At 47.8% G+C, this 22,168-nt stretch carries 17 protein-coding genes; all 17 read left to right on the forward strand.

Annotation, left to right across the window (positions count from 1 at the left end; translation table 11 throughout):
* Window positions 1-15: 15 nt before the first annotated feature.
* The 17 genes from N5923_RS15090 to rfbA all read left to right on the forward strand — a co-directional run bounded on the left by N5923_RS15090 (window position 16) and on the right by rfbA (window position 22,165).
* Window positions 16-2,196 carry a polysaccharide biosynthesis tyrosine autokinase gene (locus N5923_RS15090; protein WP_267143561.1) on the forward strand — a complete coding sequence of 727 codons (2,181 nt, stop codon included), beginning with the start codon at window positions 16-18 and terminating at the stop codon, window positions 2,194-2,196.
* Window positions 2,197-2,396: 200 nt separating this feature from the next.
* Window positions 2,397-3,590 carry an O-antigen ligase family protein gene (locus tag N5923_RS15095; RefSeq protein ID WP_267143562.1) on the forward strand — a complete coding sequence of 398 codons (1,194 nt, stop codon included), beginning with the start codon at window positions 2,397-2,399 and terminating at the stop codon, window positions 3,588-3,590.
* Window positions 3,591-3,717: 127 nt separating this feature from the next.
* A complete protein-coding gene (locus tag N5923_RS15100) occupies window positions 3,718-4,575 on the forward strand; it encodes a glycosyltransferase (RefSeq protein ID WP_267143563.1) in 858 nt (285 codons plus the stop codon).
* A 14-nt stretch (window positions 4,576-4,589) separates the two neighbouring features.
* A complete protein-coding gene (locus N5923_RS15105; RefSeq protein ID WP_267143564.1) occupies window positions 4,590-5,756 on the forward strand; it encodes a glycosyltransferase family 4 protein in 1,167 nt (388 codons plus the stop codon).
* Between the two features lie 13 nt (window positions 5,757-5,769).
* Window positions 5,770-6,945, forward strand: coding sequence for a glycosyltransferase family 4 protein (locus N5923_RS15110; protein ID WP_267143565.1), 1,176 nt, complete (start codon window positions 5,770-5,772; stop codon window positions 6,943-6,945).
* Window positions 6,938-8,404 carry a mannose-1-phosphate guanylyltransferase/mannose-6-phosphate isomerase gene (locus N5923_RS15115; RefSeq protein WP_267143566.1) on the forward strand — a complete coding sequence of 489 codons (1,467 nt, stop codon included), beginning with the start codon at window positions 6,938-6,940 and terminating at the stop codon, window positions 8,402-8,404. The genes N5923_RS15110 and N5923_RS15115 overlap by 8 nt, the downstream gene beginning before the upstream one ends.
* A gap of 52 nt (window positions 8,405-8,456) precedes the next feature.
* Window positions 8,457-9,830: a phosphomannomutase CpsG gene (gene cpsG, locus N5923_RS15120; protein WP_267143567.1), complete on the forward strand. Its 1,374-nt coding sequence runs from the start codon at window positions 8,457-8,459 to the stop codon at window positions 9,828-9,830.
* Between the two features lie 66 nt (window positions 9,831-9,896).
* On the forward strand, window positions 9,897-11,291 hold the full coding sequence (gene wcaJ, locus N5923_RS15125; protein ID WP_267143568.1) for an undecaprenyl-phosphate glucose phosphotransferase: 1,395 nt from the start codon (window positions 9,897-9,899) through the stop codon (window positions 11,289-11,291).
* Between the two features lie 168 nt (window positions 11,292-11,459).
* Window positions 11,460-12,722 carry a hypothetical protein gene (locus N5923_RS15130; RefSeq protein WP_267143569.1) on the forward strand — a complete coding sequence of 421 codons (1,263 nt, stop codon included), beginning with the start codon at window positions 11,460-11,462 and terminating at the stop codon, window positions 12,720-12,722.
* A gap of 203 nt (window positions 12,723-12,925) precedes the next feature.
* Window positions 12,926-14,401, forward strand: a complete 1,476-nt coding sequence (locus N5923_RS15135; protein ID WP_267143570.1) for an MOP flippase family protein — start codon at window positions 12,926-12,928, stop codon at window positions 14,399-14,401.
* 15 nt (window positions 14,402-14,416) lie between these two features.
* The gene (locus tag N5923_RS15140; protein WP_267143571.1) at window positions 14,417-15,364 is read left to right on the forward strand and encodes a polysaccharide pyruvyl transferase family protein; all 948 of its coding nucleotides are present in this window, start codon (window positions 14,417-14,419) and stop codon (window positions 15,362-15,364) included.
* Window positions 15,361-16,362 carry a glycosyltransferase gene (locus N5923_RS15145; RefSeq protein ID WP_267143572.1) on the forward strand — a complete coding sequence of 334 codons (1,002 nt, stop codon included), beginning with the start codon at window positions 15,361-15,363 and terminating at the stop codon, window positions 16,360-16,362. The genes N5923_RS15140 and N5923_RS15145 overlap by 4 nt, the downstream gene beginning before the upstream one ends.
* A 283-nt stretch (window positions 16,363-16,645) precedes the next feature.
* Window positions 16,646-17,542, forward strand: coding sequence for a UTP--glucose-1-phosphate uridylyltransferase GalF (gene galF, locus N5923_RS15150; protein ID WP_267143573.1), 897 nt, complete (start codon window positions 16,646-16,648; stop codon window positions 17,540-17,542).
* Between the two features lie 45 nt (window positions 17,543-17,587).
* On the forward strand, window positions 17,588-18,601 hold the full coding sequence (gene galE / locus N5923_RS15155) for a UDP-glucose 4-epimerase GalE (RefSeq protein WP_267143574.1): 1,014 nt from the start codon (window positions 17,588-17,590) through the stop codon (window positions 18,599-18,601).
* A gap of 648 nt (window positions 18,602-19,249) precedes the next feature.
* Window positions 19,250-20,335, forward strand: coding sequence for a dTDP-glucose 4,6-dehydratase (gene rfbB, locus N5923_RS15160; protein ID WP_267143575.1), 1,086 nt, complete (start codon window positions 19,250-19,252; stop codon window positions 20,333-20,335).
* On the forward strand, window positions 20,335-21,234 hold the full coding sequence (rfbD, locus tag N5923_RS15165) for a dTDP-4-dehydrorhamnose reductase (RefSeq protein WP_267143576.1): 900 nt from the start codon (window positions 20,335-20,337) through the stop codon (window positions 21,232-21,234). Before rfbB ends, rfbD begins: the two co-directional genes overlap by 1 nt.
* A gap of 55 nt (window positions 21,235-21,289) precedes the next feature.
* Window positions 21,290-22,165: a glucose-1-phosphate thymidylyltransferase RfbA gene (gene rfbA, locus N5923_RS15170; RefSeq protein WP_267143577.1), complete on the forward strand. Its 876-nt coding sequence runs from the start codon at window positions 21,290-21,292 to the stop codon at window positions 22,163-22,165.
* The last annotated feature ends 3 nt before the right edge of the window (window positions 22,166-22,168 follow it).

Raw genomic sequence — 22,168 nt, forward strand, 5'->3', positions numbered from 1 at the left:
AAATCAGGGACCGCAATGACAGAGAAAAATAAATTATCGCTGCCAGGCATCAGCGACAATCGTGATGAGATTGATTTAGGACGTGTGTGGGGAAGCCTGGTTGATGCCAAGTGGCTGATTCTGACTATCACACTTTTCTTTATCATCATTTCCATCATCTACGTTCTTTTTACTACCCCCGTTTATCGTGCAGATGCCGTGGTGCAGGTTGAAAAAGCCCCGGGCAGCTCACTGATTTCGACTATCAGCAGCATGATGCCAGATTCAGAACCGGCTTCATCAACGGAAATTGCCCTGATCCAGTCACGTATGGTGCTGGGCCAGACCATTGATGATCTTCATCTGGAATATGATGTCGCGCGTCATTACTTCCCAATCTTTGGTAAGGGATATGCGGCGTTAACCGGTGATGATAAAGATGTGGTGACCATCACCACCTTCTCCATGCCGCAAAGCAGCATCAATCAACCTTTCACTTTAACCGTTACCGGCGCGGACACTTATACCCTCAGCAATGATCAGGGTGAGATCCTCTCGGGTAAAGTTGGTGAGCGTGTTACGGGTAAAGGTTACAGCCTGCTGATTTCGGCGCTGGAATCGCAAGAAGGTCGTGAGTTTACGGTGGTCAAACACCCACTGCTGTCGGTTTACAACACGATTTATGGTGTGTTGCAGGTCGCGGATGCGGGTAAAGACACCGGCGTAATTAACCTCAGCTATGACGATACCAACGCGCAGAAAGCTGCCGATGTGCTGAACAGCATTGTTGACAACTATCAGCTGCAAAACGTGAATCGCAAAACGGCGGAAGCGCAGAAGAGCCTGCAGTTCCTTGCCGACCAGCTACCTAAAGTACGCGGTAAACTGGATTCCGATGAAGATAAGCTGAATGCTTACCGTCGTGCCAACGACTCTGTTGATATGTCACTGGAAGCCAAGTCTACGCTGGATACGCTGGTGCAGCTGGAAGGTCAGCTGAACGAGTTAACCTTCAAAGAAACCGATATCTCCAAGCTGTATACCAAACAGCACCCGGCGTATAAAGCGCTGGTCGAGAAGCGTCGTGTTCTGGAAGATGAGCGCAAGGAGCTGAACAAGAAAGTCTCTGCGCTGCCGGAAACGCAGCAGCAGATTCTGCGTCTGACGCGTGAAGTTGAAGTGGGACAGCAGGTCTATATGCAGATGCTGAACCGCCAGCAAGAGCTGAAAATCGCTGAAGCGAGCACCGTAGGCAATGTGCGTATTATCGACCCGGCCATGACCCGCTTAAGCGCAGTTAAGCCGATGAAAGCGGTTATCGTGCTGCTGGCGGCGATGTTTGGTGGTTTCCTTGCTTGTGCCTGGGTGCTGGCGCGTAAAGCGATGCATAAAGGTATTGAGTCTCCGGACCAGCTGGAAACCATGGGCATCAATGTCTATGCCAGCATCCCTCTGTCAAAATGGCAGCAGGATCAAAACCGCACGCTGGCGACATCCGGTGGCAAACTGCAACGCCAGGAGAGTCTGTTGGCGTTGGGTAATCCAACCGACCTGGCACTGGAAGCGATTCGTAGTCTGCGTACCAGTCTGCACTTCGCAATGATGGAATCACCGAATAACATCCTGATGATCAGTGGTGTGAGTCCATCGATTGGTAAGTCGTTTATCAGTGCCAACCTCGCGGCGATTCTGGCGCAGGCAGGGCAGCGCGTGCTGTTGATTGATGCGGATATGCGCAAAGGCTATATGCATACCATCCTGGATGCAGCGGAAGGCGATAAAGGTCTGTCGCAGATTCTTTCTGGTCGCTTAGCGGTCGAAGATGCGGTGAAGCCAGTCAGTAAAGTTGAAAATCTGTCGGTGATCAGCCGTGGTCAGATTCCACCAAATCCATCTGAACTGTTAATGAACAAACGTTTTGATGAATTGCTGGACTGGGCCAACAAGAACTTCGATATCGTACTGATTGATACCCCGCCGATTCTGGCCGTCACTGACGCCGCGATCTGTGGTCGCAGCTGTGGCACTTCGTTGCTGGTCGCGCGCTTTGAAGAAACCACGGCGAAAGAGGTTGATGTCAGTATTCGTCGCTTCGAACAGAATGGCGTGGAAATCAAAGGCGTGATTCTGAACCTGGCAGTACAGCGTGCAGCCAGCCAGTATGGCAATGGCGGTTACGGTTACTATCAGTATGAATATGGTGATGCCAAAAAATAGTTTTCACAGAAAGAGAACACTCCGGTGTTATTGTCCTCTCTCTGCATAAAAATGGCCGGGAGTTCCCGAATCGCGTAAGCGGTTCGGGAACGCTATGTCACTAACACGGCAAGGAAAACACTGTGAGGCATATATTTAAGTTCTTGATATTGTTTTCATTGGTTTGCACAGTAACCAATCTGGTACCAGCCAGCGTCATTATGATTGTGCTGCTGCCAATGGCTCTGATCGGCCTGTTTTATCGCAAAGATTTTCTGCGCTTTGAAAAAATTGAGTTGTACCTGCTTCTGCTGTTCGCCTACGTCATCATCTCTACCGTGATGTATAACAAATCTGCACTGGGTGATTTCGATTTTTACCGGCGCGATGGCAACTTTATTATCAGCTACCTGATTCTGTTCGTGTTTATCTTTCTGCCGCTGGCCGTCAATATTAATGTCGACCGCGCGTTTTATATTATTTTCGCCATTTTCTTCGGCTTATCCTGTGTCGGGTTCGTGGGCATGCCGCTGGAGGAGGGGGTCTATCGCTTCTTCTTTGTGTCGCACAATGCCGCCGGCGGATTCTACTCAGTGGTGGCTTCGGCCTGTTTAGGGCTGTGGTGGGTTAAACGACGTCCGCTCTATCTGCTTTACAGCCTGGCGTTTGTCTTCTTCCTGTATCAGACCGATTCCAGGGGAAGCGTGCTGGCGATTATCGCCGCCATTGGTTATGGCCTGACCCTGCGCTTTAAGCGCCCGGGTTTAGTGTTTGGCCTGTTCCTCGCCGTACAGCTGCTGGTGGTGCTGGATACTTATCCGGTGTGGCTCTCAATGGGCAAAATCATGTCGGTGGGCGCCAACTTTACCATTAACCAGGATATGGACTTCGAACGTGCCGGTACCTTTATCGACCGCCTGTACTACTTATGGCCACGCGCGTTTGACAACTTCCTGCATTCGCCGATTTTAGGTATGGGCTTTGGTAGCTTTGACGATCTCTGGTATCGCTACACCACGGTGATTCCACATATCCTGACGCTGAAAGATCATCAGTTGATCCGCCATACAGACTCCCATGCGCACAACTCAACCTTCACGATTCTGGCTGAGCTGGGCTTAGTGGGTTATACCCTGTTTGTGCTGCTGTTTGGTCAGATGCTGCTGAAGATCAGAAAGATGAAGGACTTTGATCCGGGTCTGTCATTAGCACTGACGCTTTCGTTCTGGACCTGCGTATTCTCATCTGCAACCGAACACCGTATTACCACGCCAGCGCAGATGATTCCGTTCTTTACGCTGTTTGGTATTGGTTATGTGAAGTATTTCGGTAAAAAAAGAGAAGCTGAGACACTTTCGCATCATGGACCAAAAATTAAGCCGCCTGCTTCATCAGAAGGTAAGCCGGTAACATGAAGTCATTATTGTACTGGGTGATAAAAGCAACTTACCTCAAGTGACCCTGCTGTCTGTACTTTTCTTGAAATCAAAGTGTGGCTTATGGCCACACTTTTTTCTGACGTAAGATTAAGGATCAATATCGATGAATCAGACTGTAAGCATCTATATTCCTACTCATAACCGACCTGGGATGCTGGCGCGCGCACTGTCGTCGCTGACAAAACAAAGCTGGAAAAACTTGCAGGTGCTGGTTTGCGATGATGGCTCATCCCAGAGCTACGCTGAAGTCGTCGAAGAGTATAAAAACCAGTTCGACGATTTCGTCTTTCTGCGCAATGAAATTCCGCAGGGCGCCTGTGTGGCGCGCAATAAAATGATTCACCGCGCTGACGGCGAATTTATCACCGGCCTTGATGACGATGATGAGTTTCTGCCAAACCGCGTCGAGGAGTTTATGACCTCACCGATGCGCGAAAAATATCCGTGGCTCAGCGCCGGACAGATTGTGAAAAACAGTAAGCATCTCTTCCGCCAGAAAATTTCTGAAGAGGAGATGACGCTGGATAAGCTGCTGTATCGCAATCTCGCCGGTAACCAGATTTTTACCCGCACTGCCGACTTTATCAAAGCGGGTGCATTTGATGACAGAATGCCAGCCTGGCAGGACTACGATGCATGGGTAAATATGGCGCTTAAGTGTGGTCCTGGCTATCGCCTGGAGAAATACACTTACCAGCTGAATATTGACCATGAAGAGAACCGCATTACCAATTCGCCGAAAGCGGTAAAAGGCTATGAAATGTTTACTGAAAAGTATGCAGATATCCTTGAGCGCGGCCATCGCAACAGCCTGTTCCTGCAAGACCGCATTAACCGTAATCAGGATGTGAGTCTGAAAGAGTTATTCCAGCACTTTTCAAAACCTGTGGTGCCGATGTTTGTGAAATATAAAGTCAGAAAGAAAATGCCTTTCCTGAAAGCCATGCTCTTTCGTGCCTGAATCGCGGGAATAAGATGAAACAAATGAAAGTACTTCATATTAATGATAAGTATGAGGGCGGTGGGGCAGAGTCAGTATTTCGCGATACGATTAAGGCGACAGAAGAGTTAGGTTATGAAAGCCGAATGCTCTGTTCGGACGGGAAAACCAATCCCCTGTCCTATCTGTTTTCGTCAAAGTATTATCGGGAAACTCTGAAGCTGATTACCGCGTTCTCTCCGGATATCGTTCATCTGCATAATTACTATCATTATCTGACACCCTCAGTGCTAAAAGCACTGCGCGATGCGAAGAAAAAGCATAAATTCAAAGTGGTGTTAACGGCGCATGATTATCACCTGATTTGCCCTAATAGTGGTTTTCAGCACTTTACGGCAGGGAAAAGGACCAATTTTAATCCGCAGCGTAAAAACTTAAGTTATCTGCAGCGCTTTGACCACCGGTCTGTGGTTCACTCGTTATTAAAATGTACGCAGCACTTGATTAATTATCGCTTGCTTAAATTAAGCGGTGTTTTTGATTTAATTATCTCACCCGGGGAGTTTCTTAGCAGGGTGTTTAGCGCCTGGGGCGTTAAACAGCCTGTCACCGTTGTTCGCAATCCTGTTGAATTCTTACCGTCAGAACCCGTTGAGCAGGAAACCCTGGTCGTTAATCAAAACAGGGCAAAAGAGCTGGTATTTATTGGTCGTCTGTCGGTCGAAAAAGGGTTGCTCGAATTTGTCGGGTTACTCAATAAACAGAGCCATGGCGATATCAACCTGAATATTTATGGTCAGGGAGAAGCAGAACAAGCGCTTAAAGCCACGTCTTTGCGTCCGGGACTGAAGCTTATCTTCCATGGCTTTAAACCACGCGAAGAAGTGACCGGGCATTTAGCGCAATATGATGTTTTCGTTCTGCCTTCTGTCTGGTATGAAAACGCGCCGATCTCTATCGTCGAAGCAGCGAATGCCGGTTTGCCGGTGTTAGTGCCGAATTACGGTGGATTGCAGGAGATGGCGGAGCTGACGCAGCAAGCTGTTCTGTTTGATTATAATCAGAATGACCTTAACGATAAGCTTGAGCTGGCCTTTGCAAAGCGGAAAACCAACGCGCTGAAAGATAAAACCATTTTTACATTTGAAGCCTATAAGTCGAGCCTGGAAAAAATCTATACACAGCTCGTCAATAATAAATAACAGGAGATTTAGCATGGGCTTACCGAGAGTTGCTATTATTCATGACTGGTTAGTCGTTTCTGGTGGGGGAGAGAAAGTTCTTTCAGAGATTATCAATGTTTTCCCTGATGCAGATCTGTTTAGCGTCGTGGATTTTCTGCCAGAAGAACAGCGTAAAATTATTCACAACAAGAAAGTGACCACCACTTTTGTTCAGCGTTTACCAAAAGCGAAAACCAAATACCGTAATTATCTGTCATTAATGACTTACGCCATTGAGCAGCTTGATGTTTCCGCGTATGACATTGTGATCAGCAGCAGCCATGCGGTGGCAAAAGGGATTATCACTGGCCCGGATCAGCTGCATATCTGTTATTGCCACTCACCGATTCGTTATGCCTGGGATATGCAGCATCAATACCTGAAAGAGGCCAATCTTGATAAAGGTCTGAAAGGGATGCTGGCGCGCTGGATGTTGCACCGGATCCGTTTGTGGGATTACCGCACCGCCAATGGCGTAGACTATTTTGTCGCTAACTCCGGTTATATTGCGCGCCGCATCAAAAAAGTTTACGGACGTAAAGCGGACGTAATTTATCCGAATGTTGCCGTCGAAGATTTTGCGGTACAGGAAGCGAAAGAAGATTTCTACTTCACTGCTTCACGTATGGTGCCGTACAAAAAGATTGATCTGATTGTTGAAGCCTTCAGCAAAATGCCAGATAAGAAACTGGTAGTGATTGGTGAGGGACCGCAGTTTGATAAAGTGAAAGCCGCGGCGAAAGACAATATTACCTTACTTGGTTATCAGAAATTTGACGTGCTGAAAGATCATATGTCGCGTGCCCGCGCCTTTGTTTTTGCGGCAGAAGAGGATTTCGGCATTGTGCCGGTTGAGGCTCAGGCTTGTGGCACACCGGTGATTGCCTTTGGTAAAGGCGGTTCGCTGGAGACCGTGCGTCCACTGGGTAAAGAAAATCCAACCGGTGTATTCTTTACTGAGCAGACAGTGGAATCCATTTGCGCTGCGGTAAACCATTTTGAAACGCTGGCCGATGAAATCACGCCAGCCGCCTGTCGCGACAATGCGGAAAAATTCTCTACCGTACGTTTCCATCATGAATTACACGAATATGTCATGACTCGCTGGGATCAGTTTCAGGCCGAGCGCGGCATCGTCACTATTAAAGAGGGTGCAGAAAATGTCTAAGTTACATCCGGTTATTATGGCGGGCGGTAACGGTAGTCGCTTATGGCCTTTATCTCGCGTGCTCTATCCGAAGCAATTCCTCGCGCTGAATGGCGAACAGACGATGTTGCAGGAGACCATTCAGCGTCTGGATGGTCTGGGTTGTGGCGCCCCGGTGGTGATCTCTAACGAAGCGCATCGCTTTATCGTGGCTGAGCAGCTGAATCAGATGAACAGCCTGAGCAACAATATTATCCTTGAGCCTGTTGGCCGCAATACTGCACCGGCCATCGCGCTGGCGGCTTTTGTTGCGCTGCAGAAGCAACAGGCTGAAAGTGATGATCAGGAACCTTTATTGCTGGTGCTGGCCGCGGATCATGTGATTAAAGATATCGCCGCTTTCCAGGCCGCCGTGAAAAAAGCCACTCCGCTGGCGGAAAAAGGGCATCTGGTCACTTTCGGAATTGTTCCCTCGTATCCGGAAACAGGTTACGGCTATATTAAGCGCAGTGAAGCGATTGATGAAGATGGCGCTGCAGACGCCGATTCAGTTTATGCCGGAAATAGTTTTAAGGTTGACAGTTTCGTCGAGAAACCAGATGGCGCAACAGCGGAAAAATATGTCAGTAGTGGTGAGTATTACTGGAATAGCGGCATGTTCCTGTTTAAAGCCAGCCGCTATCTGGAAGAATTAAAAACGTATCGCCCGGATATTTATTCAGCATGTTGTGATGCGGTAGCGAAAGTTGACCCGGACCTGGATTTTATTCGCGTCAATGAAGAGGTGTTCTCCCGCTGCCCGGATGAGTCAATCGACTATGCGGTGATGGAAAAAACCAACAGCGCAGTGGTCGTGCCGCTGGATGCGAAATGGAATGACGTTGGTTCCTGGTCTTCACTGTGGGATATCAGTGAGAAGAGTGAGCAGGGTAACGTGTTGCAGGGCGATGTGATAAGTCACGACTCCACCGGCAGCTATGTTTACGCTGAGTCATCACTGGTTTCGCTGGTCGGGGTTGATGACCTGGTCGTGGTGCAGACCAAAGATGCGACGCTGGTTGCCCGCAAGGACAAGGTGCAGGACATTAAGAAAATTGTTGAGCAGATTAAAACCTCTGGTCGCAAAGAGCACTATGTGCACCGCGAAGTGTATCGTCCGTGGGGTAAATATGACTCAATCGATTCCGGGCATCGTTATCAGGTAAAACGCATTACGGTGAAGCCGGGTGAGAAGTTATCGTTACAGATGCACAATCATCGCGCGGAACACTGGATTGTGGTTGCCGGCACCGCGAAAGTCACACGTGGTGAAGAACAATTCTTATTGACTGAAAATCAGTCAACTTATATTCCACTGGGGTCAAAACACTCACTGGAAAACCCAGGGAAAATACCATTGCATTTAATTGAGGTTCGTTCCGGCGCTTACCTTGAAGAAGATGACATTGTTCGTTTTGAAGACCGTTATGGCAGAATTTAACAGAAAATAGTTTGTTAATAATATAAAATTAACATTAAGGACATTTCAGACTATGAGCAACAAATTATCGTGTTTTAAGGCTTATGATATTCGTGGCCGCCTGGGCGAAGAACTCAATGCTGATATTGCTTACCGTATCGGACGCGCCTGCGGTGAATATCTGAAGTCGAAGACGATGGTGATTGGCGGTGATATTCGTCTGAGCAGTGAAGAACTGAAACTTGCTTTAGCGCAGGGTTTGCAGGATGCCGGCACTGACGTTATCGATATTGGTATGAGCGGCACCGAAGAAGTCTATTTTGCCACTTTTTTCCTCGAAACCGATGGTGGCATTGAAGTCACCGCCAGCCATAATCCGATGGATTATAACGGCATGAAACTGGTGCGCGAAGGTTCACGCCCGATCAGTGGCGACACCGGTTTAAAAGAGATTCAGCAGCGTGCGGAAGAGAATAACTTCCCGCCAGTCGATGCGGCCAAACGCGGCAGCTATCGTCAGTTGTCAGTAATCAAAGATTATGTCGATCATCTGCTTGGCTATATTACTCCCGCAAATATTAAACCACTGAAACTGGTAGTTAACTCCGGTAACGGCGCCGCAGGTCATGTTATCGATGAGCTGGAGCAGCGTTTTGCGCAGCTAAACGTACCGGTAGAATTAATTAAAGTACATCATCAGCCAGATGGCAACTTCCCGAACGGTATTCCTAATCCACTGTTACCGGAATGCCGCGCCGATACCGAAAACGCCGTGCGCCAGCACAATGCGGATATGGGTATCGCTTTTGATGGCGATTTTGACCGCTGCTTCTTCTTCGATGAGAAAGGCAACTTTATCGAAGGCTACTATATTGTCGGCCTGCTGGCCGAGGCGTTTTTGCAGAAGAATGCCGGTAGCAAAATTATCCATGACCCGCGTCTTAGCTGGAACACTATCGATGTGGTAGAGCGCGCCGGTGGCGTGCCAGTGATGTCGAAAACCGGCCATGCGTTTATCAAAGAAAGAATGCGCAACGAAGATGCTATTTACGGTGGTGAGATGAGTGCTCATCACTACTTCCGCGACTTTGCCTATTGTGATAGCGGAATGATCCCCTGGTTACTGGTCGCTGAACTGGTGTCAATTAAAGGTCAGACGCTGGGTGAATTAGTGGCTGACCGTGTCGCTGCTTTCCCTGCTTCAGGTGAAATTAACAGCGTGATTCAGGATCCAAAAGCGGCGATCGACCGTGTGTTGCAAAAGTACAGTTCGCAGGCAGTTTTGATTGATCATACTGATGGTATCAGTCTTGAATTTGAGAACTGGCGTTTTAACCTGCGCAGTTCAAATACTGAGCCGGTTGTACGCCTTAATGTTGAAGCAAAACAATGCACGCAAACAGTTAAGGAAAAAACTGATGAGATCCTGGAGTTATTGAGATCGTGACTTTCTATTGCCGCCAACACGGCAATGCAGTTTTCTCAAGCTTAACTACCGAATACAGGTGATTTTATGTCAGTGCTGAGCCGGGGCAGATCGCCGACTAACGCATCATTAATATCGATTACCCAAAGGTTTTCCGATATTTTAATTATGATCGTCGGGATTTACCTGATATGCCTTATCCATAATGAAAAGTTTAACTACATTCACGCGCTGTTAATTCTGGGTGCGTTGGTTGTATTCCAGATGCTTGGCGGTATAACCGATTTTTATCGTTCATGGCGCGGAATTAAGCTCTCCAGTGAGCTGTTTCTGATTCTGCAAAACTGGACGCTAAGTCTGTTGCTAACTGTAGGGTTTGTCTCACTGTTTCGTGCAGTAGATTTACCTTTCAGCTTTTACCTCTCCTGGTATTTACTGGTGGCGGTCGGGCTGGTGATTGCGCGTTGCACCATTCGTTCAATCACCGCAATCTTCCGTAAGCGCGGCTATAACCTGCGTTATGTGGCGATTGCGGGCAATATGCCACAGGGACTGGCGCTGGCGCGTTCATTTATCGATCAGCCGTGGTTAGGCTTTAAAGTCGCCGGTATCTACGGTGAAAGCCGTGACTACGATGATGAAGATATTCCTTTTGGTGGTGATTTTACCAGCATGCTGGAAGATGCCCGCGAAGGACGTATCGACAAAGTGTATGTTGCGATGCCGATGAGCGAAGAGCAGAAAATCCGCGACCTGGTCGATCTGCTGACCGACACCACTTGTACGGTGATGTTGATCCCGGATATTTTCACCTTCAACGTATTGCAGTCGCGCAGTGAAGAAGTGAATGGTGTGCCAATGGTTTCGCTGATTGACACCCCGATGGACGGGATGAATATGGTGCTGAAGCGCCTCGAAGATATTATTTTATCTTCGATGATTCTGCTGTTTATTGCACCGGTGCTGATTACCATCGCCGCCGCGGTAAAACTCACCTCACCTGGCGCGGTTATTTTCCGTCAGGTCCGTTACGGCATGGACGGTAAACCGATCAAGGTGTGGAAATTCCGCTCGATGAACGTGATGGAAAACGGCGATAAAGTGGTGCAGGCAACCAAAGGTGATGCGCGTCTGACGCCTATTGGTGGCTTTTTGCGCCGTACCTCGCTGGATGAGTTGCCACAGTTCTTCAATGTGTTAATTGGTGATATGTCGATTGTCGGCCCTCGTCCGCATGCTGTTGCGCATAATGAACAGTATCGCAATCTAATCAGAGGCTATATGTTGCGCCATAAAGTGAAACCAGGCATTACCGGCTGGGCGCAGGTTAATGGCTGGCGTGGCGAAACAGATACCTTAGATAAGATGGAAAAACGCGTCGAATATGATCTGGAATATATTCGTTGCTGGAGCATCTGGCTCGACTTACGCATTGTCTTCTTTACCCTGTTTAAAGGGTTTGTCAGTAAAACGGCGTATTGACGTTCAACGGTCAATGACTTTCAGGTCATTGACCGTTTTTATGCGTTGTGGCGCATAAGGGTTAATACCTGTCACCACCGAGATTAAACATCTTACCTCTTCCGGGAACTTACTCTTAAACAGAGAGCACTCTCTGTTTTCTCTCTGATCCTCTTTAAGGAGCTGGCAATGCTGCATATGCCTTTCAGAAAAAGTATTACCCTTGCACTGCTACTGCTTGGTTCATTCCAGGCCGTCGCAAAGGATGTTTACTTCCGCGACCTGTTTGGAACTAACTACCTTCCTCCTGGTAAGGAGACAGCGAAAGATTTAGGCATCGGTTGGGTGCGTGAAGATTTTAGCTGGGCGCAGGTAGAAAAAATTAAAGGCACTTATAACTGGGCGCAGCTGGACAAAAAAGTGAAAAGCGCGCATGCCCAGGGGGTTGAAGTGTTGCCGCTGCTGGCTTACACCCCGGCATGGAACCGTGTCACCCCGAAGACCACTGGCTCAGAGCCGAAAGATTATCAGGCATGGGTTAGCTTTGTGCAGGCTGCGGTTGACCGCTACAGCAAAGCGCCTTTTAACCTGAAATACTTCCAGATCTGGAACGAACCGACGCGCAAAGCCAGTTACTGGTTAGGTTCCAATCAGGACTTTATCGATAAAATCTATCTGCCAGCGGCAAAAATTATCAAAAATCATCACGGTAAAGTGGTTTTTGGTGGCTGGCCTGCTTCAAATGGACTTAAGGAATTTGCTGATACCATTGAGTATCACGATGCGATTAAATATACCGATGTGATCGATTTCCACTACGGCAATCTGCGTCCTTATCAGTGGCTGTATGATCGTTATGTCGCCACCGGCAAGGTTGAGGGGATCTGGCAAACCGAGCTGGGTTACACCGCCAAGCCGGAGTCTGTCGCGCTGGTTTACTCTTACATCCTCGACTTTGCTACCACGCATAAGTGGGATGACCCGATGAAGTACAAGGCATTCTGGTTCCCGGCGTGGCAGGGGAATAAAAAGCCGTTGCGCTCAATGACCGTGACCGCTTCTGATCGCAGTGTTGCTTATACCGATAATGGTAAACAGCTGCTGTTGCTGAACTCATTCTTTAGCGGCGGGCCGCTGGTAAGAGAGAGTTTGATCAAGCAGCCAGCCACCAATAATGATTCATGGACGAAGTATTTTGCCATTAATGTCGGTGAGCAGCGTCAGGTAATCACTTCGACTTACAAGCCGGCGAATAAACAGCAGAGCTATCAGTACCAGCTGAAGAGCCTGAAACAGAATCCTGAAGCGACGTTGTATTTTGCTGATGGTTCTAAACAGAAAGTGCCGGTAAAAACCGCCAATGGCGTGAGTACGATTAATGTTGCCGGCGATTTACTGGACAAAGGTTGTCAGAGCTGCGAACGCAGCGTGTTTTACATTGTATTGAGCTGATTTAAGTACAAGAGGGGAGAGGTGCAGCATCCAGGCTTTGTCTGCAGGGCTGCACTGAAGTTTTATCGTGGTCTCTGAGTCCCGTACCTGAGGCTGGCAGCGTGAAGATAAAACGCGCCGATCAGGGATGTGTTAAGTATGAGGCCTGAATGTTTAAGGGGAGAACATTCAGGCCTCCATATCGAATAAAAAAGAAGATATCTATGAGCTTAAGAGAGAAAACGGTAAAGGGTGCCAAATGGTCGGCAATATCAACTGCCGCCAGCATCGGGATTAACTTTTTACAGATTACTTTACTGGCGCGGCTGCTTGAGCCGCATCAATTTGGGTTACTGACCATTGCGATGGTGGTGATCATTATTGCGGACACACTCAGTGATTTCGGCATATCCAACTCGATTATCCAGCGCAAGGACATCACTGAAGTCGAGTTATCGACACTTTACTGGATCAATATCGCCATTGGTTTCGTGGTTTTTTGTGGCACCTTCTTCTTCAGTCACACCATTGCGCTGCTGCTGAAGCAACCGGATCTGGAATCGCTGATCGCCACCATGGCTTTTGCTTTCCTGATTATTCCGCATGGTCAGCAGTTCAGAGCGTTACTGCAAAAAGAGCTGGAATTCTCCAAGATTGGCGCGATTGAGACGCTGGCGATTGTTGCGGGTTTCTGCGTTACCATGATCAGTGCGTGGTTCAAGCCATTAGCGATCAGCGCCATGTGGGGCTATCTGGTGATGTCGACGGTCAGAACCATCTTGCTGTCTTGGGTCGGCAGAAAACAGTATTCACCGCGTTTTATTTTCAAACTGAAAACGGTGAAATCCAATCTGCGTTTTGGCCTCTATCTGACGGCGGATGCGCTGATTAATCAGCTGAACTCCAATATTGCCACCGCGGTGCTGTCCCGTTCACTCGGTGCGATTGTCGCCGGTGGTTATAATCTGGCGTTTAACGTCGCCGTATTACCGCCAACGCGTTTAAATCCGATTATTACCCGCGTGTTATTCCCGGCATTTGCCAAGATTCAGGACGACCAGAAAAAACTCAGTGAAAACTTTTATAAGTTGCTGTCGCTGGTTGGCTTAATCAACTTCCCGGCTCTGCTGGGATTGATGGTCGTAGCGGACAATTTTGTTCTGGTGTTATTTGGTGAAAAATGGCGCTTTATTACGCCAATTCTGCAAATTTTATGTGTAGTGGGCTTGTTACGTTCGATTGGTAATCCGATTGGTTCGCTGCTGATGGCCAAAGCACGCGTTGATATCAGTTTTAAATTCAATGTGTTCAAACTGGTGCTTTTCATTCCAAGCATCTGGCTTGGCGCCCACCTTGCCGGAGGCATTGGTGCTGCTCTTGGCTTCCTGGCCGTCCAGGTACTTAATACTTACCTGAGTTACTTTATTTTGATTAAACCAGTGTTAGGGAGTAGTTACAGACAATATATCAACAGCATATGGCTGCCACTGTTACTGTCGTTACCGACCATTGCCGTGGCGTATGGCATAGCATTTATTCCAGGCTTACATTTGCCCGTAGCCGCAATGTTAATGCTGCAAGTTTCAGCGGGTGTGATTGTATTTGCCATCACTATGATGGTAAGCAAAGCGCCATTAATTATTGAAATTAAGCAGCAACTGTTTAAAAACCCTAAACTCCGTAAACTATTAAGAGCGTGACATTATATGCATCCTATGAGTCTTCTTAAACAAAAGCTGTCTGTGATTGATAGTGTTGTACCACGTGGCAGCAAGGTGGTTTATCTCGATATTCCTCTTCATCTTAATGTCGGCGATCTGCTGATTTATAAGGGTACAGAGCAGTTTTTCAAAGAGCAGAACTACAAGGTGCTGGCGCGCCGCACGGACAAAAGCAGCCTGAAATACGTTGAAGAGACTCGTTCTCTGCCAGCGGATACCATTATTCTGTTACATGGTGGCGGTAACTTCGGCGATCTGTATGTGCACCATCAGCGCCTGCGTGAAGCGGTGGTGAAAAAGTTCCCCAATAACAAAGTGGTGTTCCTGCCACAGACGCTGCATTTTGAAGATCATGCTGAACTGATCAAATCCGGCAATATCATCCGCAGTCATAAAGATTTAACCATTTTCTGTCGCGATGAGCGCAGCTTTAAAATCTTTAAAGAGCACTTCTGCGATAACGTAGTGATGTGCCCGGATATGGCTCATGCCCTGTGGGGTGTTTTCCCTAATCAGGAACGCGCATCAGTACCAAATGAAACCTTATGGATGATCAGGAAAGATATCGAAGGTGGTAAGGTTTCTGGCGAGATTGATTTACCTTCCGCCAGTGAGTACGAAGACTGGGAAGATATTTGCAACGATAAAGACCGTAAAATGCTGAAGATTCTTGAAAGAACTGAACGCATTAATAAAACCTTTAGCAGCGGCCTGATTGGTACATCCTCTATCTGGGAAAACTATACCGACAAGTTAGTCTCGCGCGTAAACAACTACTTTATGTCTTATGACACCGTAGTGACTTCACGTATGCATGGCCATATTCTTTGCTGCCTGCTCGGCGTTAAAACGAAGTTATTAGACAATTCCTATGGTAAAAATTCAGGCTATTATCAAGCATGGACCAAGGATGTTCCCGAGTGCGAGTTGATAACTTTATGAATGAAATAGATAAAACAGCAACTTTATCAATAGTCATCCCTGTCTATAACGTGAGTAAATATCTCATCCTGGCAGTGGATTCCGTTCTGGAGCAAACTGTTCAGGCTGATGAAATTATCATCGTCAATGATGGCTCTACCGATGACTCTGGCGAATTAGCTGAAAAACATTATGGTCATTTAAGTCATGTGAAGATTATTCACACGCAAAACCAGGGGCTTGGAGAAGCCCGTAATGTCGGCACCCGTGCTGCTACTGGTGACTATATTTACTATTTTGATTCAGATGATTTGCTGTTTCCTGGCCTGGTGGAAGATTTCTTCCAGGTTCTGCAAACAGAGCCTGATGTGGATGTCTTTGCTTTCTCCGCAGAGTCGTTTTTTGATCCGCTGGCTGAAACGGTTGAAGTTCCCGATAAAGCACGCCTGCCGGTTTACCGGCGTGCGGCGGAATCAGTATTCAGTACCGGTGAAGAGGCGTTTAATGATCTCTCGCTGCGTCAGGTGTTTTATCCCAATGCATGGCTTTATGTCTATGCGCGACGCGTGCAGGTAGAGAATCAGCTATTTTTCCAGCCTATCATTCATGAGGATGAGGAATTTACCCCGCGTATGTTCCTGGTTGCCGGTAAAACGGTCGTCACCGATCGCATCTATTTTAAGCGTCGTGTGCGTCCTGGTTCGATTATGAATACTGCGCATTCGGAAAAGAATATTACAGGTTATCTTTGCAGTATTGATACGCTTGAGTCACTGGCAATGTCAGCGAAAAATGAGACAACGCGTAGCAATCTTAAACAGCGGATTATTTTAAATATCATTAATATTACGCTGATGAAAAAATCATCTGATTTACAACTCAGTGCCGAGACTCGCAGACGCTACAATGCGATTTGTGATAAGCATGCAAACTTTATGAGTAAGGTTGCCGGTGTGAATTTCTTCTTATACCGTGTGATTCGCTTTGGTTTAAGAAAAATTAAACAGGTAGCCAGTTAATTGCTATTGCCCTTTGCCCTACGCACCACGATTAAAAGTGGTGAATATAATAATAATTTGGCAGGTATTAAGTCAGTATTAATAATTTTGGCTCAGGAAATGCAGCTGTGAGCAAAATTTTTTAAAAATAAGAGTGGTTATCTCTACTTCGGCACTATTCAGCACTACACAGTGGTTGTGCTAAAGATAACCCGCTTTCAATTTTTCAGATGAAGATTATACTCTTTTAAATAATTTTGTTGCATAGTTTCAAAATGTTTAAACAACATAATATGGAAAAAATATGACCAAGCTTAAAGCAGTTATCCCCGTTGCGGGTCTCGGTATGCATATGCTCCCTGCTACAAAAGCCATTCCTAAAGAGATGTTGCCTGTCGTTGATAAGCCAATGATTCAGTACATCATTGATGAGTGTGTTGCGGCAGGTATTAAGGAAATTGTGCTGGTCACCCACGCGTCCAAGAACGCGGTTGAAAACCATTTTGATACCTCATACGAGCTTGAAGCCTTGCTTGAAGCGCGTGTTAAGCGTTCATTGCTGAGCGAAGTGCAGTCAATCTGCCCGCCGGGCGTGACTATTATGAACGTACGTCAGGCGCAGCCGCTGGGTCTTGGTCACTCGGTGCTCTGTGCGCGTCCAATGATCGGCGACAATCCTTTTGTGGTGGTCCTGCCGGATGTGTTGTTAGATGATTCCACCGCTGACCAGCTGCGTTATAATCTCGCCGCGATGGTGGCACGTTTTGAAGAGACAGGTCACAGCCAGGTATTAGCCAAACATATGCCTGATTCTGATCTTTCTGAGTACTCAGTGATTGTTACCGAAGAAAGCCTCGACAACGAAGGCCATACTGCCACCATCACTGAATATGTTGAGAAGCCAGAAAACCCGCAGACGCTGGACTCGGATCTTGCCGCGGTCGGCCGTTATGTCCTCTCAGCTGATATCTGGCAAGAGCTGGAGACTTTAGAACCCGGTGCATGGGGACGTTTCCAGCTGACGGATGCGATTGCCAATCTCAGCAAGAAAAAGCCGGTTGATGCTTGCCTGCTGACGGGGCACAGCTTCGACTGTGGACGTAAACTGGGTTATATGCAGGCATTTGTCTCTTACGGCCTGCGCAATAATGCCCAGGGGCGTGAATTCCGCGAACAGATTCAGAAGCTACTGGCAAAATAATTCAATCTAAACGCCGTATCTAAGCTGCGGCTTAAAGGAGTTCAGATGGCTATTTTGGTAACGGGGGGAGCGGGTTATATCGGTTCCCATACCGTACTGGCGCTGTTACAGCGCGGTGACGATGTTGTGGTGCTGGATAATCTGAGCAATGCGTCGAGTGAGTCGCTGAATCGGGTGGAAAAACTGGCGGGTAAAAAAGCCGTTTTTTGCGAAGGCGATATTCTTGATCGCGCCTGTTTGCGCGATATTTTTGCCAGTCACAGCATCAGCGCAGTGATTCACTTTGCTGGCCTGAAGGCGGTAGGCGAGTCAACGCGTAAGCCACTTGAGTACTACGAGAACAATGTTTCCGGCACCGTAGTGTTGCTGGAAGAGATGCGTAATGCCGGCATTTTCCAGTTTATCTTTAGCTCCAGTGCAACCGTGTATGGCGCCAACTCACCGGTTCCTTATGTAGAGACGACGCCGATTGGTGGTACCACCAGTCCCTATGGCACCTCCAAGCTGATGGTCGAGCAGATTCTGCAGGACTATGCTAAAGCTGACAGCAATTTTAAGACTATCGCGCTGCGCTACTTTAATCCGGTAGGGGCGCATGAGTCTGGTGAGATTGGTGAAGACCCGAACGGTATTCCCAACAACCTGCTGCCTTATATTGCGCAAGTCGCGATTGGTCGTCTGGAAAAACTGGGCATCTTTGGTGATGATTATGACACCAAAGATGGCACCGGCGTGCGTGACTACATCCATGTGGTTGACCTGGCGGAAGGGCATCTGAAAGCGCTGGATCATCTGGCAGCCATCGAAGGCTACAAAGCTTATAACCTCGGTGCTGGTACCGGTTTCTCGGTGCTGGAGATGGTTAAAGCCTTTGAGAAAGCATCAGGCCGCGCCGTGCCTTATCAGATTTCCCCTCGTCGTGATGGTGATCTGGCCGCATTCTGGGCAGACGCCACGCTGGCTGATAAAGAGCTGGACTGGCGTGTCACCCGCGGTATTGATGCGATGATGCGTGATACCTGGAACTGGCAGTCGAAGAATCCGCAAGGCTATAAATAATTTTTCCAATAAAGCTCTCCTTTGCAGCGTAAAAGGGGGGCTTTTTTTTTGCTTTTTTAGCCGCGAAATTCCGCGAATTCAGCCCTGCCGGCCCACGGCGAAAACCTCTGGATCGTGCGTGAAATAGCCAGTTGGCCACCGAATCAGAGATTCTTCTTGGGGTTGCCTCAAAACTTGCCTAATCTAAGCTTGTCTGTAACGCAGGTTAGTACGAGAATTATGGATCAGCGCAGCACCAGGATGGCTGTCAAATGCGACATGGCGCTGAACGTTTCAGGGTGAATTTTAACTGAATGCCCTGATATCTCGCGTGCTTTGCTGCCTGATTTACATCGCTGAAGTCTTTTCAGCAACTGGTTGCTGAGAGCCAGGGGCGGTAGCGTGGTTATAGTGTAAGATCTCGCACTGCTTCTCTGTACCGCCGTTAATCAGACGTTTTTAGCGATTTTCTCCTGCTATTTTTTTGAGTTGCGATGAACCCTGTAATCAACATTCTGTTTGTGTTTACTGACTCCTTCAGAGCTTAACTCGTTAAAAAGGAAGATACAGGTATCATTATTATCTGGTCTGTAGGCCAGATATTTGCAGCGGATTATACCCGGTACTAAAGAGTTGGGTATTTTCATATTCAGATGAGAGATAAATAAAGTGAAGATTCTTGTTACTGGCGGTGCTGGATTTATCGGTTCAGCGGTAGTTCGACACATTATCAAAAACACACAAGACTCAGTAATTAATGTTGATAAGTTGACTTATGCCGGAAACCTTGAGTCTTTAGCTGAAGTGGCAGATAGCGAGCGCTACAATTTTGTTAAAACTGATATTTGTGATAAGCAAGCGTTAGGCCAGATTTTTGAACAGTATCAACCTGATGCTGTGATGCATCTGGCGGCAGAAAGCCATGTTGACCGCTCAATTAGCAGCCCGGCAGACTTTATCGAAACAAATATCGTTGGCACCTATGTTTTGTTAGAAGCGACCCGCGAGTGGTGGTCAAAGCTTGATGATGCTAAAAAGGCCGCTTTCCGCTTCCACCATATTTCTACTGATGAAGTGTATGGCGATCTGCCGCATCCGGACGAACAGGCTGCTGATGAAGCACTACCCTTATTTACTGAAGTGACTCCGTATGCACCCAGCAGCCCTTACTCTGCATCCAAAGCATCCAGCGACCATCTTGTCAGAGCATGGCAACGTACTTATGGTCTGCCCGCGATCATCACTAATTGCTCAAACAATTATGGGCCTTATCATTTTCCTGAGAAGCTGATACCGCTGGTTATCCTGAATGCTCTGGATGGTAAGCCATTACCTGTTTACGGTAAGGGGGACCAGATTCGTGACTGGCTCTATGTCGAAGATCATGCACGCGCTTTATATGTGGTAGTGACGCAGGGTAAAAGTGGTGAAACCTATAATATCGGCGGCCATAACGAGAAGAAAAATATCGAAGTCGTTGACACCATTTGCGCCATTCTCGATGAAGTGCGACCAAAGAGTGGCAGTTATCGCCAGCAAATCACCTATGTCACAGACCGCCCAGGCCATGACCGGCGCTATGCGATTGATGCCAGTAAAATCGGTAAAGAACTGAACTGGAAACCACAAGAAAGCTTCGAGAGTGGTATCCGTAAAACGGTTAACTGGTATCTGGACAATAGTACCTGGGTCGGTAATGTTAAATCCGGAGCTTATCAATCCTGGATAGACCAGAATTACGGGAAACGTAGTTAATGAATATCTTACTGTTTGGTAAGAGTGGCCAGGTGGGCTGGGAGCTACAGCGTGCGCTGGCGCCATTAGGTAATGTAATCGCGCTGGATAGCCGCTCAACAGACTATTGCGCAGATTTCACTCGTCCTGAAGATGTTGCCCGGACCGTGCGCCATATCAAACCAGACGTTGTCGTCAATGCTGCGGCTTACACTGCTGTTGATAAAGCCGAGGGCGAAAGTGAGCTGGCGGAAATTATAAATGCCACTGCAGTCGAGGCGATTGCTAAAGCGGCGCAGGAAGTGGGCGCCTGGCTGGTTCATTATTCCACCGATTATGTATTTCCGGGGGACGGAAGCCGCGCATGGCGTGAAAGTGATGCGACCGCACCCCTGAATCGCTATGGCGCGACCAAACTTGCTGGCGAACAGGCGATTCAACAGTGTTGCGACAAGTACCTTATCTTCCGTACCAGCTGGGTTTATGCCACTAAAGGTAATAACTTCGCAAAAACCATGCTGCGTCTGGCAAAAGAACGACCAGAGCTATCGGTAATAGATGATCAGCATGGTGCGCCTACCAGTGCAGAACTACTGGCTGACTGTACTGCACATGCGATTAAATCAGCACTGCAGCGACCTGAGGTTGCTGGAATTTATCATCTGGCGGCTGGCGGCAGCACAAGCTGGTTTGACTATGCCAGCCTGGTCTTTGCAGAGGCCAAAAAAGCCGGTGTGGAATTGACGCTAACCACCGTTCACCCAATAGCGACCAGTTATTATCCAACCCCCGCACGCCGCCCTCTGAATTCACGGCTGGATACGCAAAAGTTTCGCAACACTTTTGATCTGACATTACCTGAATGGCAGAGTGGGGTACAACGGATGCTCGATGAGTTAATCGCATTACGGGCTATTTAATTGCACAGCCAGCCATCTCTGGCGCTGACGCAGAAAAAAACGATTAGAGAAAACAATGATGCGTAAAGGAATTATCCTGGCCGGCGGCTCCGGCACCCGCTTGTATCCGGTGACAATCGCTGTCAGCAAGCAGTTGCTGCCTATCTATGATAAGCCGATGATCTACTACCCGATCAGTACACTAATGCTGGCTGGTATCCGCGATATCCTGATAATCAGCACCCCGCAGGACACACCGCGATTTGAACAATTACTGGGCGATGGTCATCAGTGGGGACTAAACCTGCAATATAAAGTACAGGAAAGCCCGGATGGCTTAGCACAGGCGTTTATCATTGGTGAGCAATTTATCGGTGAGGATAGCTGTGCGTTAGTGCTGGGCGATAATATCTTCTACGGTCACGATTTGCCAAAACAGCTGGAATCAGCGGTAAACCAGACGTCCGGAGCAACGGTTTTCGCTTACCATGTTAACGATCCAGAGCGCTATGGCGTAGTAGAGTTTGATATGCAGGGTAAAGCTATCTCGATGGAAGAGAAGCCGCTGGAGCCGAAGAGTAATTATGCCGTTACCGGACTCTATTTCTATGATAACAGCGTGGTGGAAATGGCGAAGAATCTTAAGCCTTCCGCGCGCGGCGAACTGGAAATCACGGATATCAATAACCTCTACCTGCAACAGGGGCGTTTATCGGTAGAGACGATGGGACGTGGTTACGCCTGGTTAGACACCGGAACTCACCATAGTTTGATCGAGGCCAGCAACTTTATTCAGACTATTGAAGAGCGCCAGGGCCTCAAAGTTTCCTGTCCGGAAGAGATTGCCTACCGTAAAGGGTTTATCGATGCTGCACAGGTGCGCAAGCTGGCAGAACCACTGGCAAAAAATAATTATGGCAAATATTTGCTCAAAATGATCAAAGGCCTCTGATTG

Source organism: Winslowiella arboricola, from assembly GCF_025527015.1.
GTDB classification, from domain to species: Bacteria; Pseudomonadota; Gammaproteobacteria; order Enterobacterales; family Enterobacteriaceae; genus Erwinia; species Erwinia arboricola.